The 16,770-nt window shown below is 70.7% G+C and carries 17 protein-coding genes; 11 read left to right on the top strand and 6 right to left on the bottom strand.

Annotated elements, in window-relative coordinates; translation table 11 throughout:
• Window positions 1–35: 35 nt before the first annotated feature.
• The 6 genes from LMU33_RS39125 to LMU33_RS39150 all read left to right on the top strand — a co-directional run bounded on the left by LMU33_RS39125 (window position 36) and on the right by LMU33_RS39150 (window position 6,436).
• A complete protein-coding gene (locus LMU33_RS39125) occupies window positions 36–422 on the top strand; it encodes a GntR family transcriptional regulator (RefSeq protein ID WP_228626605.1) in 387 nt (128 codons plus the stop codon).
• Window positions 419–1,315 carry an ABC transporter ATP-binding protein gene (locus tag LMU33_RS39130; RefSeq protein WP_228626607.1) on the top strand — a complete coding sequence of 299 codons (897 nt, stop codon included), beginning with the start codon at window positions 419–421 and terminating at the stop codon, window positions 1,313–1,315. Before LMU33_RS39125 ends, LMU33_RS39130 begins: the two co-directional genes overlap by 4 nt.
• Window positions 1,312–2,319, top strand: coding sequence for an ABC-2 membrane transporter-related protein (locus tag LMU33_RS39135; protein ID WP_228626609.1), 1,008 nt, complete (start codon window positions 1,312–1,314; stop codon window positions 2,317–2,319). The genes LMU33_RS39130 and LMU33_RS39135 overlap by 4 nt, the downstream gene beginning before the upstream one ends.
• Window positions 2,320–2,447: 128 nt before the next feature.
• The gene (locus tag LMU33_RS39140; RefSeq protein ID WP_228626611.1) at window positions 2,448–4,802 is read left to right on the top strand and encodes an RNA degradosome polyphosphate kinase; all 2,355 of its coding nucleotides are present in this window, start codon (window positions 2,448–2,450) and stop codon (window positions 4,800–4,802) included.
• Entirely contained in the window at window positions 4,783–6,009 is a 1,227-nt protein-coding gene (locus LMU33_RS39145; protein ID WP_228626613.1) for a CHAD domain-containing protein, read from the top strand. Before LMU33_RS39140 ends, LMU33_RS39145 begins: the two co-directional genes overlap by 20 nt.
• A 19-nt stretch (window positions 6,010–6,028) precedes the next feature.
• Window positions 6,029–6,436, top strand: coding sequence for an NUDIX hydrolase (locus LMU33_RS39150; RefSeq protein WP_228626615.1), 408 nt, complete (start codon window positions 6,029–6,031; stop codon window positions 6,434–6,436).
• Here LMU33_RS39150 and LMU33_RS39155 read toward each other — a convergent pair.
• Window positions 6,418–6,603 (bottom strand): hypothetical protein, encoded by a 186-nt coding sequence (locus LMU33_RS39155; protein ID WP_228626617.1) that lies wholly within the window; start codon window positions 6,601–6,603, stop codon window positions 6,418–6,420. The two genes, LMU33_RS39150 and LMU33_RS39155, sit on opposite strands and share 19 nt — an antisense overlap.
• 142 nt (window positions 6,604–6,745) lie before the next feature.
• Between LMU33_RS39155 and LMU33_RS39160 the strand changes: the two genes are divergently transcribed.
• Together LMU33_RS39160 and LMU33_RS39165 are read left to right on the top strand one after the other, a co-directional pair.
• The gene (locus LMU33_RS39160; protein ID WP_228626619.1) at window positions 6,746–7,594 is read left to right on the top strand and encodes an SCO4651 family lipoprotein; all 849 of its coding nucleotides are present in this window, start codon (window positions 6,746–6,748) and stop codon (window positions 7,592–7,594) included.
• Between the two features lie 101 nt (window positions 7,595–7,695).
• Window positions 7,696–7,857, top strand: coding sequence for a hypothetical protein (locus LMU33_RS39165; RefSeq protein WP_228626662.1), 162 nt, complete (start codon window positions 7,696–7,698; stop codon window positions 7,855–7,857).
• Between the two features lie 59 nt (window positions 7,858–7,916).
• Here the strand turns inward: LMU33_RS39165 and LMU33_RS39170 are convergent, their stop codons facing one another.
• A complete protein-coding gene (locus tag LMU33_RS39170) occupies window positions 7,917–8,282 on the bottom strand; it encodes a metal-sensitive transcriptional regulator (protein ID WP_228626621.1) in 366 nt (121 codons plus the stop codon).
• A 230-nt stretch (window positions 8,283–8,512) separates the two neighbouring features.
• Here LMU33_RS39170 and LMU33_RS39175 point away from each other — a divergent pair, with 230 nt between their 5' ends.
• Window positions 8,513–9,133 carry a DUF47 domain-containing protein gene (locus tag LMU33_RS39175; RefSeq protein WP_053658198.1) on the top strand — a complete coding sequence of 207 codons (621 nt, stop codon included), beginning with the start codon at window positions 8,513–8,515 and terminating at the stop codon, window positions 9,131–9,133.
• Window positions 9,134–9,140: 7 nt separating this feature from the next.
• Window positions 9,141–10,139, top strand: coding sequence for an inorganic phosphate transporter (locus LMU33_RS39180; protein ID WP_228626623.1), 999 nt, complete (start codon window positions 9,141–9,143; stop codon window positions 10,137–10,139).
• 560 nt (window positions 10,140–10,699) lie between these two features.
• Here the strand turns inward: LMU33_RS39180 and pstB are convergent.
• From pstB to pstS, 4 genes are all read right to left on the bottom strand, one after another.
• Window positions 10,700–11,476: a phosphate ABC transporter ATP-binding protein PstB gene (gene pstB / locus LMU33_RS39185; RefSeq protein WP_228626625.1), complete on the bottom strand. Its 777-nt coding sequence runs from the start codon at window positions 11,474–11,476 to the stop codon at window positions 10,700–10,702.
• Window positions 11,477–11,527: 51 nt separating this feature from the next.
• A complete protein-coding gene (pstA, locus tag LMU33_RS39190; RefSeq protein WP_228626627.1) occupies window positions 11,528–12,589 on the bottom strand; it encodes a phosphate ABC transporter permease PstA in 1,062 nt (353 codons plus the stop codon).
• Window positions 12,586–13,593: a phosphate ABC transporter permease subunit PstC gene (gene pstC / locus LMU33_RS39195; protein ID WP_228626628.1), complete on the bottom strand. Its 1,008-nt coding sequence runs from the start codon at window positions 13,591–13,593 to the stop codon at window positions 12,586–12,588. Before pstC ends, pstA begins: the two co-directional genes overlap by 4 nt.
• A 115-nt stretch (window positions 13,594–13,708) precedes the next feature.
• Window positions 13,709–14,839 carry a phosphate ABC transporter substrate-binding protein PstS gene (gene pstS / locus LMU33_RS39200; RefSeq protein ID WP_228626658.1) on the bottom strand — a complete coding sequence of 377 codons (1,131 nt, stop codon included), beginning with the start codon at window positions 14,837–14,839 and terminating at the stop codon, window positions 13,709–13,711.
• Window positions 14,840–15,191: 352 nt separating this feature from the next.
• On the opposite strand from pstS, the gene LMU33_RS39205 reads away from it, so the two are divergent.
• Complete coding sequence (locus tag LMU33_RS39205; protein WP_228626630.1) at window positions 15,192–16,748, top strand: FAD-binding oxidoreductase; 1,557 nt, start codon at window positions 15,192–15,194, stop codon at window positions 16,746–16,748.
• The last annotated feature ends 22 nt before the right edge of the window (window positions 16,749–16,770 follow it).

Here is a 16,770-nt window from a genome sequence, read left to right on the forward strand (position 1 = left end):
TTCACTACTCAATTAGTGAAAGGGTGGTTCAGCGCGTGGTCGAATACCGCATCGACCGGCACAGCGGGGTCGCCACCTACGTCCAGATCGTCCAGCAGACCAAACAGGCCCTGCGCATGGGCCTGCTCGAGCCGGGAGACCGGCTGCCCACCGCACGTGAGGTCGTCGAGGCCACCGCGATCAACCCCAACACCGTCCTGAAGGCCTACCGGGAGCTGGAGCGGGAGGGGCTGGTGGAGGCGCGCCGGGGCCTCGGGACCTTCGTACGGCGCTCGCTCGGCACCACCCCGGTCGACCCCTCCCTCCGTACCGAGCTCGTGGCATGGGCCGAGAGGGCACGCCGCGCCGGGCTGGAGCGGGACGACGTGGCCGCACTCTTCACCGCCGTACTCGACACGCACTTCCAGGGAGAACGTTCATGAGCGACACGGCGATCGAGGCGACCGGCCTCGGCAAGCGCTTCGGGCGCCGGGGAGGCCGGGCACTGCACGACTGCGCCTTCCGGCTGCCCACCGGGCGGGTGTGCGCCCTCGTAGGGCCCAACGGCGCCGGCAAGTCGACGCTGCTCGCCCTCGCCGCGGGGCTGCTCGCGCCCACCGACGGCCGGCTGCGGGTGCTCGGCACCAGCCCGGCCGCGGCCCGTCCCCGGGTCGGCTACGTCGCCCAGGACAAGCCGCTCTACCCGCAGCTCACGATCGCCGAGATCCTGCGCATGGGCGCCGACCTCAACCCCGGCCACTGGGACCCCGCCGCCGCCGAACACGTCGTCGCGGGCGGCGACCTGGAGCCCGGGACGCGCATCCGCTCCCTCTCCGGCGGTCAGCGCACCCGGGTGGCCCTCGCCCTCGCCCTCGGCAAGCGGCCCGAACTGCTGCTCCTGGACGAGCCGATGGCCGACCTCGACCCCCTCGCCCGGCACGAGCTGATGGGCACGCTGATGGCCCAGGCCGCCCAGTACGGCACCACCATCGTGATGTCCTCCCACGTCGTCGCCGAACTCGAGGACTCCTGCGACCATCTGCTGCTCGTCGGCGGCGGCCGGATCCGGCTGGCCGGCGAGATCGACGACCTGCTCGCCGCCCACGTCCGGGTCACCGGCGCCGCCGACTCGGACCGCCTCGACGCGCACGCCGTGGTCGAGTCCCGCGTCACCGGCCGCCAGCTGACCGCGCTGATCCGCCCGGCCGGACCGCTCCCCGCCGGCTGGCGCGCCTCGGCGCCCACGCTGGAGGAACTCGTCCTCGCCCACCTGCGCAATCCCGAGGCCCCCGTCCTCACCACCGCCCCGGCCGCCACCGAGGAGAGTGCCGCGTGACCACCGACCCGACCGTCCCTCGGCCCCGCACCGCCCGCTGGCTGCTGCGGCTGCACCGCCCCGCGCTGTACGGATTCGCCGCCCTGGTGATCGTCCTGGCCGGCCTGGAACTGGCCCTGGCCGGCCCGCTCGCCGATGCGGCTGCCGCGGGCTGGCGGCAGTTCGACGCCTGCCACACGAGCATCTGCTCCTACGACCAGGCCGCGATCCTGCGCTACAAGGACTACTACGAATACGCCACCTACGCCCTGGACGCGCTGCCCTTCCTGGTGGCCGCCTGGGCCGGCGCCGCCCTGACCGGCCGGGAGCTGGAGACCGGCACCGCCCGCCTGTCCTGGACCCAGGGCATCTCCCCGGCCCGCTGGCTCACGGTCCGCCTGGTCCTCCCGGCGGCCCTCGTCGCCGCCGCCACCTGTCTGCTGGTCTGGCTGCACCACCGCGCCTGGGCGGCGGGCAGGGGCCGCATCGACACCGCCTCGGGCTGGTACACCCTCGTCACCTTCCATGCCAACGGCCCCACCATCGCCGCCCTGGCTCTCGCCGGGCTCGCCGCCGGCACCCTGGCGGGCCTGCTGCTGCGCCGTACGCTGCCCGCGCTGGTCCTCGGCGTGCTGGTCACCGTGGGCGTGGCGGTCCTGGCCCAGCAACTGATGCCCCACCTGTGGCCCACGGTCACCCGGGTCACCACGCTGCAGCAGGGCGGCATCGGCTCGGCCATCGTGCTCGACCAGGGACTGCTGTCCAAGTCCGGCGCCCACCTGCCCATGCCGAACTGCACCACTGCGGCGGCGTGCGACGCGGCCTTCGCGAAGGCCTCCGGCTACTACACCGTCTACCACCCCTACGCCCACTACTGGCCGCTCCAGCTCACCACCACCGCGCTGCTCCTCGCGATCACCGCGCTGCTCGCGCTCGCGTCCTGCCTGGTGCTGCGCCGCCTGACCGGAGCGCTGCGGGCGGCCGGGACGGCCGTGGAGGCCAAGGACGCCCTCGTCACCGCCTGACCGCCGCTGGTTTTGCGTCCCCCGCGCCCCTTCGGGCGCGGGGGAAGTCTCCCGGGAGCCGCCCCTCGCTATCCCGCACGTCATGTCTCCGTAACCATTGATTCAGCCAGGCTTGCGACGCTCGGCCAATGAAGCCCGCCGTGCCAGAGCCTTCGCCGCCCCCCGAGGGGACAGCGGGGAACGGGGCCGTAACGCTCCCGCCCGCACGTTCCGACGCGCCTGTGATGCCCGTGGCGCGGAAGAATGGGGTCATGAGTCAGCCAGACACCCAGGCAGAGGTCCAGCGCATCCAGCCCGACGTGGGCTCCATAGCCGCGCACCGCACGCATGTCGCGCAGGGCGCGGTGTCCGACCTCGAACCCGACCTCGACGCGGACCTGGACGCGTACGAAGAGTCGAAGGTCGAGGGCACCCTACTGCCGCAGGGCCGATTCCTCGACCGTGAGCGCAGCTGGCTGGCCTTCAACGAGCGCGTCCTGGAGCTGGCCGAGGACCCGAACACGCCCCTGCTGGAGCGTGCGAACTTCCTCGCGATCTTCGCCAGCAACCTGGACGAGTTCTTCATGGTCCGGGTGGCCGGACTGAAGCGCCGTATCGCCACCGGCGTGGCCACGCGCTCCGCCTCCGGGCTGCAGCCGCGCGAGGTGCTGGAGATGATCTGGGCCCGCTCGCGCGAGCTCATGGCCCGGCACGCCGCCTGCTACCACGAGGACGTCGCCCCCGCCCTCGCGGAGGAGGGCATCCACCTGGTCCGCTGGAACGAGCTGGCCGACAAGGAGCAGGCGCGCCTGTTCACGCTCTTCCGGCACCAGATCTTCCCGGTCCTCACCCCGCTGGCCGTGGACCCCGCGCACCCCTTCCCGTACATCTCCGGCCTCTCCCTGAACCTGGCCGTCGTCGTACGCAACCCCGTCAGCGGCCACAAGCACTTCGCCCGGGTGAAGGTGCCGCCGCTGCTGTCCCGCTTCCTGGAGGCCGCGCCCGGCCGGTACGTCCCGCTCGAGGACGTCATCGCCGCGCACCTGGAGGAGCTGTTCCCGGGCATGGAGGTGCTGGAGCACCACGCCTTCCGGCTCACCCGCAACGAGGACCTGGAGGTCGAGGAGGACGACGCCGAGAACCTGCTCCAGGCCCTGGAGAAGGAACTCATGCGGCGCCGCTTCGGCCCGCCGGTGCGCCTGGAGGTCGAGGAGTCCATCGACCGCGAGGTGCTGGACCTGCTGGTGCGCGAGCTGAAGATCTCCGAGGCGGAGGTGTACCCGCTGCCGGGCCCGCTCGACCTCACCGGGCTGTTCCGGGTCCACGGCCTGGACCGGCCCGAGCTGAAGTACCCGAAGTTCATCGCCGGCACCCACCGCGACCTCGCCGAGGTCGAGTCGGCGTCCGCGCCGGACATCTTCGCCGCCCTGCGCACCCGGGACGTGCTGCTGCACCACCCGTACGACAGCTTCTCCACCTCGGTCCAGGCCTTCCTGGAGCAGGCAGCGGCCGACCCGGACGTCCTCGCGATCAAGCAGACCCTGTACCGCACCTCCGGCGACTCCCCGATAGTCGACGCGCTCATCGACGCCGCCGAGTCCGGCAAGCAGGTCCTCGTCCTGGTCGAGATCAAGGCCCGCTTCGACGAGCACGCCAACATCAAGTGGGCGCGCAAGCTGGAGGAGGCCGGCTGTCACGTCGTCTACGGCCTGGTCGGCCTGAAGACCCACTGCAAGCTGTCCCTGGTGGTCCGCCAGGAGGGCGAGACCCTGCGCCGCTACAGCCACGTCGGCACGGGCAACTACCACCCGAAGACGGCGCGCCTGTACGAGGACCTGGGCCTGCTCACCGCCGACCAGCAGGTCGGCGCGGACCTCTCCGACCTCTTCAACCGCCTGTCGGGCTACTCCCGCCGGGAGACCTACCGCCGCCTGCTGGTGGCCCCCAAGTCCCTGCGCGACGGCCTGATCTCGCGGATAGACAAGGAGGTCCAGCACCACCGCGCGGGCCGTCCGGCGTTCATCCGGCTCAAGGTCAACTCCATAGTCGACGAGGCGGTCATCGACGCCCTCTACCGCGCGTCCCAGGCGGGCGTGCCGGTGGACGTGTGGGTGCGCGGCATCTGCGCGGTCCGCCCCGGCGTCACCGGCCTGTCCGAGAACATCCGGGTCCGCTCGGTCCTCGGCCGCTTCCTGGAGCACTCCCGCGTGTTCGCCTTCGGCAACGGCGGCGAGCCCGAGGTGTGGATCGGCAGCGCCGACATGATGCACCGCAACCTCGACCGCCGGATAGAGGCCCTGGTGCGGGTCGTCGACCCCGCACACCGGGCAGCCCTCAACCGGCTGCTCGACACCGGCATGTCCGATTCGACCTCGTCCTGGCACCTCGGCCCGGACGGCGAGTGGACGCGACACGCGACCGACGCGGACGGCCAACCCCTGCGCAACGTCCAGGAGATGCTCATAGACGCCCGGAGGCGCCGGCGTGGCACAGCAACACCTTGACCCGACGGACCCCACGGCCGAGGTGGTGACGGGGGACGCCCTCGCGGCGTATCTGCGCGCCCAGGCCACGGAGTTCCTCCGCGCCCTGCGCCTGCACCGCGAGACCGGCGGCAACGGTGCGGGCGCCCTCGCGCACGGGGGTCCCCCCGCGCGAGCGAAGTCGAGAGTGGGGGAGCACGCGAGCGTGGGGGAGGGCGGTGCGGAGGAGTCCGTCGACGCGGCGCGGCTGCTGCGCCGCTCGGCCCGCCGCATCAGCGGCAGCCTGCACACCTTCCGCCCGCTGCTCGACCCCGACTGGTCCGAGCAGATGCGCCCCGAACTGGCGTGGCTGTCCGGCACGCTGGGCCTGGAGCACGCCTACGAGGCCCGGCTGGAACGGCTGTTGCTGGCGTTGCACCGGTTGTCGGGGGCTGCGGTCCTGCCCGCCCAGGCAGTCGACGTCGTGGCCGCGGGCAGTCGTGCCGGTGCGGCGGCGCCCGTCCCGCTGAAAGCGGCACCTTCCCACTCCAGTGGCCCGGCCGGCGCGACGGCGACGGCAGAACGCGGCAACCTCACCGTAGGCGCGGCGAAAGCGGGGGCCCTGCTCGAACGCCAGCTCACCCTCGCCCGGACCCGAGCCCACTCCACGGCGCTGCAAGCGCTCGGCTCGTCCCGCTTCCACGCCGTCGCGGACAAAGTCGCCGTACTCGCCAGCGAGGTCCCCCTCACCCCCACCGCGCCGACCACCGATCTGCGTCCCCTGGCAGCCGCTGCGGAGGAACGGCTGACAGACGCGATCGCGACGCTCCCGCTGGTCGTCGCGGGCCACCCGTACAACGCGGAGGCCCTGGTGCACGGACTGTCCCCGGACCCGTCCCCGCACCCCCAGGACGGCCCCTGGCACCAGGTCCGGCTGCTGCTGCGCCTGCACCGGTACGCGCAGGAGACGCTGCACGGCGGTGGGGGAACCTCCCGGCTCGAGCCGGGCCGAGAGCCCGCGGGAACGCCCGTGGACGTACGCCTGTCGGCGGCCGGCCAGGCCCTGAACCGGCACCGCGACGCCTCGGAGGCGGCAGCGGCGGCGGCCCAGGCGGCCCGTACACCCCGGATCGCCCCGGCGACGGCGTACGCGCTCGGCGTGCTCCACGCCGACCAGCGGCACGAGGTGGAGGCCGCCAGGTTCGCCTTCCAGCAGGCCTGGCAGAAGCAGACCGTCAGCACACCCTGAGTTCTCCCGAGGAGGCGGTGTGAGCGACACGTTGGTGCGGGCGGCCGGCTGCGTGCTGTGGCGCCGCTCGCCGGTCTCCGGGGACCTGGAGATCTGTCTGGTCCACCGGCCGAAGTACGACGACTGGTCGCACCCGAAGGGCAAGCTCAAGCGCGGCGAGGACGCGCTCGCGGGCGCCCTTCGGGAGGTCGCGGAGGAGACCGGGTACACGGCCGCGCCCGGCGAGGAGCTGCCCACCTTGCGCTATCTGGCGAACGGCCGCCCGAAGCAGGTGCGTTACTGGGCGGCCGAGGCGGTCTGCGGGCACTTCGTGCCGAGCGCCGAGGTGGACCGCATCCTGTGGCTCTCCCCCGCCGCGGCCCGCAGCCGCCTCACCCAGCCCCGCGACCGCGAGCTCGTCGACGCCCTTCACCGGTCCGCCGCGTGAGCCTCCGCGTCCGTACGGGCCTGGCTGCGGGCTCTGCGGGCGGGGCCCCGCCAGCCGCAGCTGCAGCGGGCCAGGCAGAAGCGGCCCTGTTCTGTCGTCGTGACGAGGTGTTGCTGCCCGGGCCGGGGGTGCTCCGGCCCGTCCTGCGGTGCCTCGGTGACTGCCACGATGACAACGTTACCGGCCCACGGTAAAGGGCTCGTACGACCGTCCACACCCGCCGGCGTCCCGTGACGACGCCACCTACCCGTCGTTAACCGGACGTGTAGGGGGCCCGTGACGGACGTACCGGCTGGGGGTAGGCAGGCGATGGATCGGCGGCAGCACAGGAACGCGGGCAGGACGGTCGTCGCGGTGGGCATCATGCTCGGCCTCGGGGCGGGTGCCACGGGCTGTTCCGGGAGCGGGGCCGCCGCCGAGGACGTCAAGGGCGGGGGCGATCCGGTGGCCGTGCTGCAGCGGGCCGCCGACACCCTGGGCGGCGCGGGCAGCTCGAAGGCGACCACCTCCATGGAGATGGCCACGGGCGGTACCCGGGTCACCATCCGCGGCCAGGGTGTCTACGACTACCGGCACCGGCTCGGCCGGCTCACCGTCGTCCTGCCCGAGGACCCGGCGGGCACCTCCGAGCACCAGCCGATCACCGAACTGCTCGCCCCCGGCGCCCTGTTCATGAAGAACCGGGGCGCGGGCGTGCCCCCCGACAAATGGGTCCGGGTGGACACCGCCACGCTGTCGGACGGCAACCTGGTCACCGGCGGCGCGACCGACCCGTACGCGGCGGCCGAGGTGCTGCGCGGGACGCGGACGGCGACCTACGTCGGCAGGACCGAGGTCGGCGGTACCGCGGTGCGGCACTACCGGGGCACCGCGGATCTGAGCAGCGCGGCCCGCCGGGCCTCCGCCGAGAACAGGGCGCCACTGGCCGCGGCGGCGAAAGGGTTCGCCACGGCCGAAGTCCCGTTCGACGCCTACCTGGACGACCAGGGCCGCATCCGCAAGCTCAGGCAGCGCTTCAGCTTCGTCAACGGCCTGCAGAAAACCCCCGTGGCGGTCGCCTCGACCACCCTCCTCTACGACTTCGGCGCGCCCGCCGGCGTAGGGCTGCCGCGCTCGGCGGACATCTACGCGGGCCGTATCGCCGAGAACGGCAACTAGTCCCTGGCGCCACCCCGTAAGTAGCCCGTCCGTGCCATGCGCGGTGTGTAGAGCGCTACCTACTCTAGGAAGTCGGTGGCGGCAGGGAAGAGGTGAGGCGGGTGGCTCCGGTCGGCGGTACGGCGGTACAGGACCACGTGGCCCTCGCCGAGATCGAGCTGTGCGGGGAGCTGATCATCGCGGCCTCCGCGGCCAAGGACCGGCTCAGCCTGGAGAGCATCGACGCGGTGCTGCGGGTGGCCGAGGAGCGGCAGTCGGATTGAGCCACCCGGCGACGGGGTGCAGGTGCACAGAATTCCGGCAGGGCTGCGCAGAACCGGGCTCAGGTGCGCAGGAGCCGGCCGATCGCCTTCGTCGCCTCGTCGACCTTCGCGTCGATCTCGTCGCCGCCCTTCACGGCCGCGTCGGCGACACAGTGCCGCAGATGCTCCTCCAGCAGCTGCAGGGCGAAGGACTGCAGGGCCTTGGTGGAGGCGGAGACCTGCGTGAGTATGTCGATGCAGTACGTGTCCTCGTCCACCATCCGCTGCAGGCCGCGGATCTGCCCCTCGATCCGGCGCAGCCGCTTGAGGTGCTCGTCCTTCTGCTTGTGGTAGCCGTGCGTCGCGTGCGGGGCGTGCGCGGTCTCACTCACGGTCTCGCTCGCGGCCTCGGAGGGAGCCGTGGCGCCGGCCTCGGTCGTCGTCATCGCGGGCCTCCATCTCGGGACGAGCTGCGGGACAAGCTATGGACACAATCAGGGATGCATACCCCTGGTGGGTATATGGTAACCAACTTTCCGGGGTAAGGAGCCGTTGGTACGCCCCCGTGCTGATCACTTTGCCCGATGGGCGACACTGGGGGACGGCCCATTAGCCGTGGCCGGATGATGCGCCTAGCATCAGCCTGACCGAAACCGAAGCACCCCGAGGACCCCACGTGCGCTTTCGTCTGACCCCCAGGGAGACGAGCTTCTACGACATGTTCGCCGCATCCGCGGACAACATCGTCACCGGCTCGAAACTCCTGATGGAACTGCTCGGGGCGGACGGACCTGCCCGAGCCGAGATCGCAGAGCGTATGCGGGCCGCGGAACACGCGGGTGACGACGCCACGCACGCGATCTTCCACCAGCTGAACTCCTCGTTCATCACGCCCTTCGACCGCGAGGACATCTACACCCTCGCCGGGTCCCTCGACGACATCATGGACTTCATGGAGGAGGCCGTCGACCTGGTCGTCCTCTACAACGTCGAGGAACTGCCGAAGGGCGTCGAGCAGCAGATCGAGGTCCTGGCCCGGGCGGCGGAGCTGACGGCCGAGGCCATGCCCAACCTGCGCACGCTGGACAACCTCACCGAGTACTGGATCGAGGTGAACCGGCTGGAGAACCAGGCGGACCAGATCCACCGCAAGCTGCTGGCCCACCTCTTCAACGGCAAGTACGACGCGATCGAGGTGCTCAAGCTCAAGCAGATCGTGGACGTCCTGGAAGAGGCGGCGGACGCGTTCGAGCACGTGGCGAACACGGTGGAGACCATCGCCGTCAAGGAGTCCTGAGGCGTCGATGGACACCTTCGCGCTCATCGTGACCATCGCGGTCGCGCTCTTCTTCACGTACACCAACGGCTTCCACGACTCGGCGAACGCGATCGCGACGTCGGTGTCGACGCGGGCGCTGACCCCGCGGGCGGCGCTCGCCATGGCCGCGGTCATGAACATGGCCGGCGCCTTCTTCGGGACCGGGGTCGCCAAGACCGTCAGCGAGGGCCTGATCGAGACGCCCTCGGGCTCGACGGGGATGGGCATCCTCTTCGCCGCGCTGCTGGGCGCGATCACCTGGAACCTGACCACCTGGTACTTCGGCCTGCCGTCCTCGTCCTCCCACGCCCTGTTCGGCGGCCTCGTCGGCGGGGCCCTGGCGGGCGGTACGGCGGTGCACTGGAACGGCGTACTGGACAAGATCATCATCCCGATGTTCCTGTCCCCGGTGGTCGGCCTGATCGTCGGCTACCTCGTCATGCTGGCGATCATGTGGCTGTTCCGCCGGTCCAACCCGCACAAGGCCAAGCGCGGCTTCCGTATCGCGCAGACGGTCTCGGCGGCGGGCATGGCCCTCGGCCACGGCCTCCAGGACGCCCAGAAGACCATGGGTGTGGTCGTGATGGCACTGGTGATTTCCGGCCACGAGACGTTCGGCGACCCGATCCCGGTCTGGGTGAAGATCGTCTCGGCGCTGATGCTGTCCCTCGGCACCTACGCGGGCGGCTGGCGCATCATGCGCACCCTGGGCCGCAAGATCATCGAGCTGGACCCGCCGCAGGGCTTCGCGGCCGAGGCCACCGGCGCCTCGATCATGTTCGGCACCGCCTTCCTCTTCAAGGCGCCGATCTCCACGACCCACGTCATCACCTCGGCGATCATGGGCGTGGGCGCGACCAAGCGCCTCAACGCCGTGCGCTGGGGTGTGGCCAAGAACATCGTCCTGGGCTGGTTCATCACGATGCCGGCCGCCGCGCTGGTCGCTGCGCTGGCTTTCGGCCTGGTGAAGCTGACGGTCCTGTAACCACCCCACTCCGGGGGTCTCCTGCCCCCCTTTCCCACCCGCCCACCCACCTCGGCCGGCTGGAACACAGCCCGAGGGTGGTGGGCGCCCGGCTTTCTGGGGCGCGGGCGTTTCTGCGGGGGCGGGCGATTCTCACGGGGCGAGGCCGGGCGCTCGGCCTTCTGAAAGGCCCGGCGCCGACTTCCTCAGGGGGAGCACCGGGGCTTTCTCAGGGGGCGATCACTCGACTTTCTCAGGGGGAGCCCACGTCTCCCGGCCAACCGAACCACGCCAGCCACCCAGCCAGCCCCCACCCTCACCGACGGCAGAACCCCCACCCCACCCCCGCCTCCCAGCCGACCGAGTCGGGTGGGAGGACGGGCGAGGGGGTCAGGGGCGAAGCCCCGGCGGGGTTGGGGGCGGAGCCCCGGGACAGCCCGCCGAAGCAAGCGCAGCGAACGCGTGGGCCCGCCCCCGGGAGCCAGGGGCGGGCCCTTTGCGTCCTCGCGGTGGCACCGCCATGCAGCACCGCGAGGGGTCCTATGACACCGGCCCCGGCTCAGCCGAAGCCGCCGCGCCGATCAGCCGAAGCGGCCCGAGATGTAGTCCTCGGTCGCCTGGACGGACGGGTTGGAGAAGATGCGCTCGGTGTCGTCGATCTCGATCAGCCGGCCGGGCTGGCCCACCGCAGAGAGGTTGAAGAACGCCGTTCGGTCCGAGACACGCGCCGCCTGCTGCATGTTGTGCGTCACGATGACGATCGTGAAGCGCTCCTTGAGCTCGCCGATCAGGTCCTCGATCGCCAGCGTCGAGATGGGGTCCAGCGCGGAGCAGGGCTCGTCCATCAGCAGGACGTTCGGCTCGACCGCGATCGCCCGCGCGATGCACAGACGCTGCTGCTGGCCGCCCGAGAGGCCGGAGCCCGGCTTGTTCAGGCGGTCCTTGACCTCGTTCCAGAGGTTCGCGCCCTTGAGCGACTTCTCGACGATGTCGTTCAGCTCGTTCTTCCTGTACTTGCCGTTCAGGCGCAGGCCCGCGGCCACGTTGTCGAAGATCGACATCGTCGGGAACGGGTTCGGGCGCTGGAAGACCATGCCCACCTCGCGCCGGACGGACACCGGGTCGATCCCGGCGCCGTAGAGGTCCTCGTCGTCCAGCAGCACCTTGCCCTCGACGCGGCCACCGGGGGTGACCTCGTGCATACGGTTCAGCGTGCGCAGGAACGTCGACTTGCCGCAGCCGGAGGGGCCGATGAACGCCGTCACCGAACGCGGCTCGACGGTCATCGAGATGTCCTCGATCGCCTTGTGGGACCCGTAGTAGGCGGTCAGTCCGCTTACATCGATTCGCTTGGCCATGTCGTCTACTTCACTTCCAGAAAATTCAAGCTCGGTCGCTGTGTGGCCGCGTCAGCGACCGGTCTTCGGGGCCTTCCAGCGGGCGATGCCGCGGGCCACCAGGTTGAGGATCATCACGAAGGCGATCAGCGTGAGCGAGGCCGCCCACGCACGGTCGTACGCCGCGCTGGCACCCGCGCTCTGCTGGTACTGCTGGAAGATGAACAGCGGCAGCGACGCCTGCGCACCCTCGAACGGGTTGTTGTTGATGAACGGGTTGCCGAACACCAGCAGCAGCACCGGCGCGGTCTCGCCCGCGATACGGGCGATGGCCAGCATGACACCGGTGGTGATACCGCCGATGGAGGTCGGCAGGACCACCTTCAAGATGGTCCGCCACTTCGGCACGCCGAGTGCCAGCGAGGCCTCGCGCAGTTCGTTGGGGACGAGCTTGAGCATCTCCTCGGTGGAGCGCACGACGACCGGCATCATCAGGATGGCCAGGGCCAGCGAACCGGCGAAGCCGAACGGCTGCATCTGGAAGATGAGCATCAGCGACAGGATGAACAGGCCGGCGACGATCGACGGGATACCCGTCATGACGTCCACGAAGAACGTGACGGCCTTGGCGAGCTTGCCCCGCCCGTACTCCACCAGGTAGATCGCGGTGAGGATGCCGATCGGCGCACCGATGACGGTGGCGAGGCCGACCTGCTCCAGGCTGCCGATGATGGCGTGGTAGATACCGCCACCGGGCTCGGAGTCGGCGACGACCCCCATGGAGTGGGTGAGGAAGTAGACGTTCAGGACCTTCACACCGCGCGAGACCGTCACCCAGATCAGGGAGACCAGCGGGATGACGGCGAGCAGGAAGGCGACCCAGACGAGGGAGGTGGCGATCCGGTCCTTGGCCTGACGGCGGCCCTCCACCATGGTGGCGACGCCGTAGGTGCCGAGGAGGAAGAGGACCGCGGCGATCAGGCCCCACTCGACCTTGCTGTGCAGGCCACCGATCAGGCCGATGGCCACGGCCAGCACGATCGAGCCGCCGGCGATGGCCCACGGGGACCACTTCGGGAGGCTGGCGCCGCGCAGCGTGCTGGGGCGCTTGTCGGTCACGGCTGCGGTGCTCATGCGTTGGCCCCCGAGTACTCCTTGCGGCGGGCGATGATCATGCGGGCCGCGCCGTTGACCAGCAGGGTGATGACGAAGAGGACGAGACCGGAGGCGATCAGCGCGTCCCGGCCCTGCTCGGTGGCCTCACCGAACTTGCTGGCGATGTTCTGTGCGAAGGTGCCGCCGCCCGGGTTCAGCAGGCTGGCGTGGATGACGTAGTCCGGGGAGAGCACGGTGGCGACGGCCATCGTCTCGCCGAGGGCACGGCCGAGGCCGAGCATGGACGCGGAGATCACACCGGAGCGGCCGAAGGGCAGGACGGCCATGCGGACGACCTCCCAGCGGGTGGCGCCGAGGGCCAGCGCGGCCTCCTCGTGCATCTGCGGGACCTGCCGGAACACCTCACGGCTGACGTTGGTGATGATCGGCAGGATCATGATCGCCAGCAGGATGCCCACGGTGAGCATGGAGCGCGGCGCGCCGCTGTCCCAGGAGAAGATGCCGGTCCAGCCGAGGTAGTCGTTCAGCCAGCCGAACAGACCCGTCATGTGCGGGACGAGGATGAGGGCGCCCCAGAGGCCGTAGACGATGGACGGCACGGCGGCGAGCAGGTCGATCACGTAGGCGATGGGACCGCTCAGCCTGCGCGGGGCGTAGTGGGTGAGGAACAGCGCGATCGCGACGGCGATCGGGACCGCGATGACCATGGCGATGACCGAGGAGACGATCGTGCCGAAGGCCAGCACCGCGATGCCGAAGACCGGCGGGGTGAGGTTGGTGTTCCACTCGAAGGTGGTCAGGAAGTTCCCGTGGTCCTTGCTGATCGCGAGGGAGGCGCGGTAGGTGAGGAAGACCGCGATCGCGGCCATGATCACCAGCAGCAGGATGCCCGAGCCGCGGGACAGGCCGAGGAAGATGCGGTCGCCGGGGCGGGTCGCGCCGCGGCTGTTGCGCTTCTGCTCGGCAAGCGAGGGCTGGGGCGCGGGGGGAGGTGCGTCGGTTGTCTTGGTCGATATGTCCATCGGGTTCTCCGGTCTGCGGAGCCGGCCGCCCGTGTGGGGCGGCGACTCGTGGCGGCGGTGCACCGGACGGTGCGGCCCGGGCCCTGTCGGGCACGGGCCGCACTCTCGGATCAGGTCAGCTCAGGCCCTCGATGGTGGTGCGGACCTTGCTGATGATCGCGTCGGGGATCGGGGCGTAGTCGTTGGTCGACAGCACCTTCTGACCGTCCTCGCTGGCGATGTAGCGCAGGAAGGCCTTGGTGGCGGGCAGGGTGTCCGCCTTGTTGCCCTTGTCGCAGATGATCTCGTACGTCACCAGGGTGATCGGGTAGGCGTTCTCGGCCTTGGTGGCGTAGTCCAGCTTCAGCGTCAGGTCCTTGCCGGTGCCGACGACCTTGGCGGCCGCGATGTCGGCGGTGGCGGAGTCGGTGGAGGGCTTCACCGGGGTCTTGGCGCCGGTGGCGATGGAGACGGTGTTGATGTCCTTGGCGTAGGACAGCTCGAAGTAGCCGATCGCGCCGGAGTTCTGCTTGACGCCCTGGGCCACACCGGCGGAGCCGGAGGCCGCCTGGCCGCCCTTGGCCTGCCAGGCCTTGCCGCCGGAGTACTTCCAGTTGTCCGGGGTGGTGGCGATCAGGTACTTGGTGAAGTTGTCCGTGGTACCGGAGTCCTCGGAGCGGTGGAAGGCCTGGATCTTCAGGTCCGGGAGCTTCGCCGACGGGTTCAGCTTCTTGATCGCCGGGTCGTTCCAGTTCGTGATCTTGCTGTCGAAGATCTTGGCGATGGTCGGGGCGTCCAGGACCAGGTTGTCGACACCCGGGACGTTGTAGCCGAGGGCGATCGGGCCGCCGACCATCGGCAGGTCGATGCCCTCGCCACCGGAGCAGACCTTCTTGGAGGCGGTGACCTCGTCCGGCTTCAGCGCGGAGTCGGAACCGGCGAAGGCCAGCTGGCCCTGGTTGAAGGAGGTGACACCGGCGCCGGAGCCGCCACCCTTGTAGTTGATCTGCACGCCGCAAGCCTGGGAGAACTCCTTGACCCAGGCGTCGATCGCGTTCTTCTGCGCGGAGGAGCCGTCTGCGAGCAGCTGACCCTTGGCGTTGTCGCACTTGATCGAGGAGGCGTTGGCGGAGCCGGACGGGTTGCCCGACGCCTTCGAACCGCCACCGTTGTCGTCGGAGCCGCACGCCGTCAGGGCCAGGGCGCCGGTCACGGCGATCGCACCGAGCGAAAGGGCGCGCAGCCGGTTCTTGCGCTGAAGCATCACTTTCAGGAGTTCCTTCCAGGAGCCGCCGCTGTCCGGCGGCGTGCGAGGTATGGAGGAGCGCGAGCGCATGTAGGGCCGCGCTCCGCACCGTGCACGGCCGAAATTAGGCAGAACAGGTGAAGCCGCCGATGGCCGGAAGTTAACGGGGGGTGAACCCCTGCCGTCGGCCCGGTAAGGTCACGGAATGCTCACGGGGAGGGCACGTGGAGGTTCCGACTCCCGGGTTACGCGCACACGTCTTCGACGTTCGATTCCCTGTGTGTGAACTGTTACGAACCAACGCGCCCACGCCGCCGTCTCACCCCACGAAGGACCAAGGAGGTCCACGGAAAGGCGACAGGGGACGATGGGCATGGAACGGCGTACGTTCATCGCGGGCGGCACGGCCGTACTGGCCGCGACCGCACTGACCGGCTGCAGCTCGGGCGCGGGCAGGTCGACCGCCTCGGCGAGCACGGGCTCATCCTCGCTCACGTCCCTCAAGACCACCAGCGCGAACGCCGCAGCGAACTGGACGGCCCTCGCCCACGACCTGGACGGCACGCTGGTCCGGCCCGGCGACGCGACCTGGACGACCGCCCACCAGCTGTACAACACCCGCTTCGACACCCTGAAGCCCGCCGCGGTGGCGTACGTCGCACACGCCGACGACATCCGTACGACCCTCGCCTACGCCCAGGCCCACGGCGTGCGGGTCTCCATACGCAACGGCGGCCACTCCTACGCGGGCTACTCCTCCGGCGACAACCGCCTCGTCCTCGACGTGTCCCGGCTGAACCGCATCCGCGTCTCCGGCGGCCAGGCCGTCGTCGGCGCCGGCTCCAAGCTGATCGACGTCTACCGGGCGCTGGCCGCGAAGGGCGCGACCATCCCCGCGGGCTCCTGCCCCACCGTCGGCGTCTCCGGCCTGGTGCTCGGCGGCGGCCACGGCGTCGCCTCCCGCGCCTACGGCCTGACCTGCGACAGCCTCACCCAGGCGACGGTCATCACGGCGGACGGCACCCAGGTGACGGCGAACGCGTCCGCGCACTCCGACCTCTTCTGGGCGCTGCGCGGCGCCGGCAACGGCAACTTCGGCGTCGTCACCGAGCTGCAGTTCAGGACCCACCCGGCACCGCAGGCGGTGACGGCGTACATGACATGGCCCTGGTCCAAGGCCGCGGCGGTGCTGAAGGCCTGGCAGGAGTGGGGCCCGGGCCAGCCGGACGAGATCTGGTCCTCCCTCCACCTGGAGTGCGCACCGGGCCGCACCCCGACCGTCTCCGTCGCCTGCTTCTCCCTCGGCACCTACGGCGAGCTGCAGAACGCCGTGGACCGCCTGGCCCACGCGGCGGGCGCCAACGCCTCCTCCGTCACCCTGCGCCGCCGGGGCTACGAGGAGGCGATGGAGATCTACGCCGGCTGCTCGGCCTTCTCCGCGGACGCCCAGTGCCACCTGCCGGGCTCCGCCCCCGGCCGCTCCCCCCAGGGCCGCCTGGGACGCGAGACCTACGCGGCCCGCTCGGACTTCTTCGACCGCTCCCTCTCCGCGGCGGGCATCCAGACGGTGCTGCGGCAGATCGGCTCGGTGCGGGGCGGCTCGGGCAGCATCGCGTTCACCGCCCTCGGCGGTGCGGTCAACCGCGTCTCCCCCACGGCGACGGCCTTCGTCCACCGCCGCTCCCGGATGCTGGCCCAGTACATAGCGTCCTGGGGCGCGGGCGCCTCCGGCGGCACGGCCCAGTCCTGGCTCGCCTCGGCCCACCAGGCGATGGCCCCGTACGCCTCCGGCGCGGCGTACCAGAACTACACCGACCCGACGCTGAAGGACTGGAAGAAGGCCTACTACGGGGACGCGGCGACCCGGCTCGCCACGGTGAAGAAGCAGTACGACCCGCAGCGGTTCTTCTCCTACGCGCAGGGGCTGTAGCCGCCGAGAAGGGGTGCCTGCT

This window comes from Streptomyces barringtoniae, from assembly GCF_020819595.1.
Taxonomy (GTDB): domain Bacteria; phylum Actinomycetota; class Actinomycetes; order Streptomycetales; family Streptomycetaceae; genus Streptomyces; species Streptomyces barringtoniae.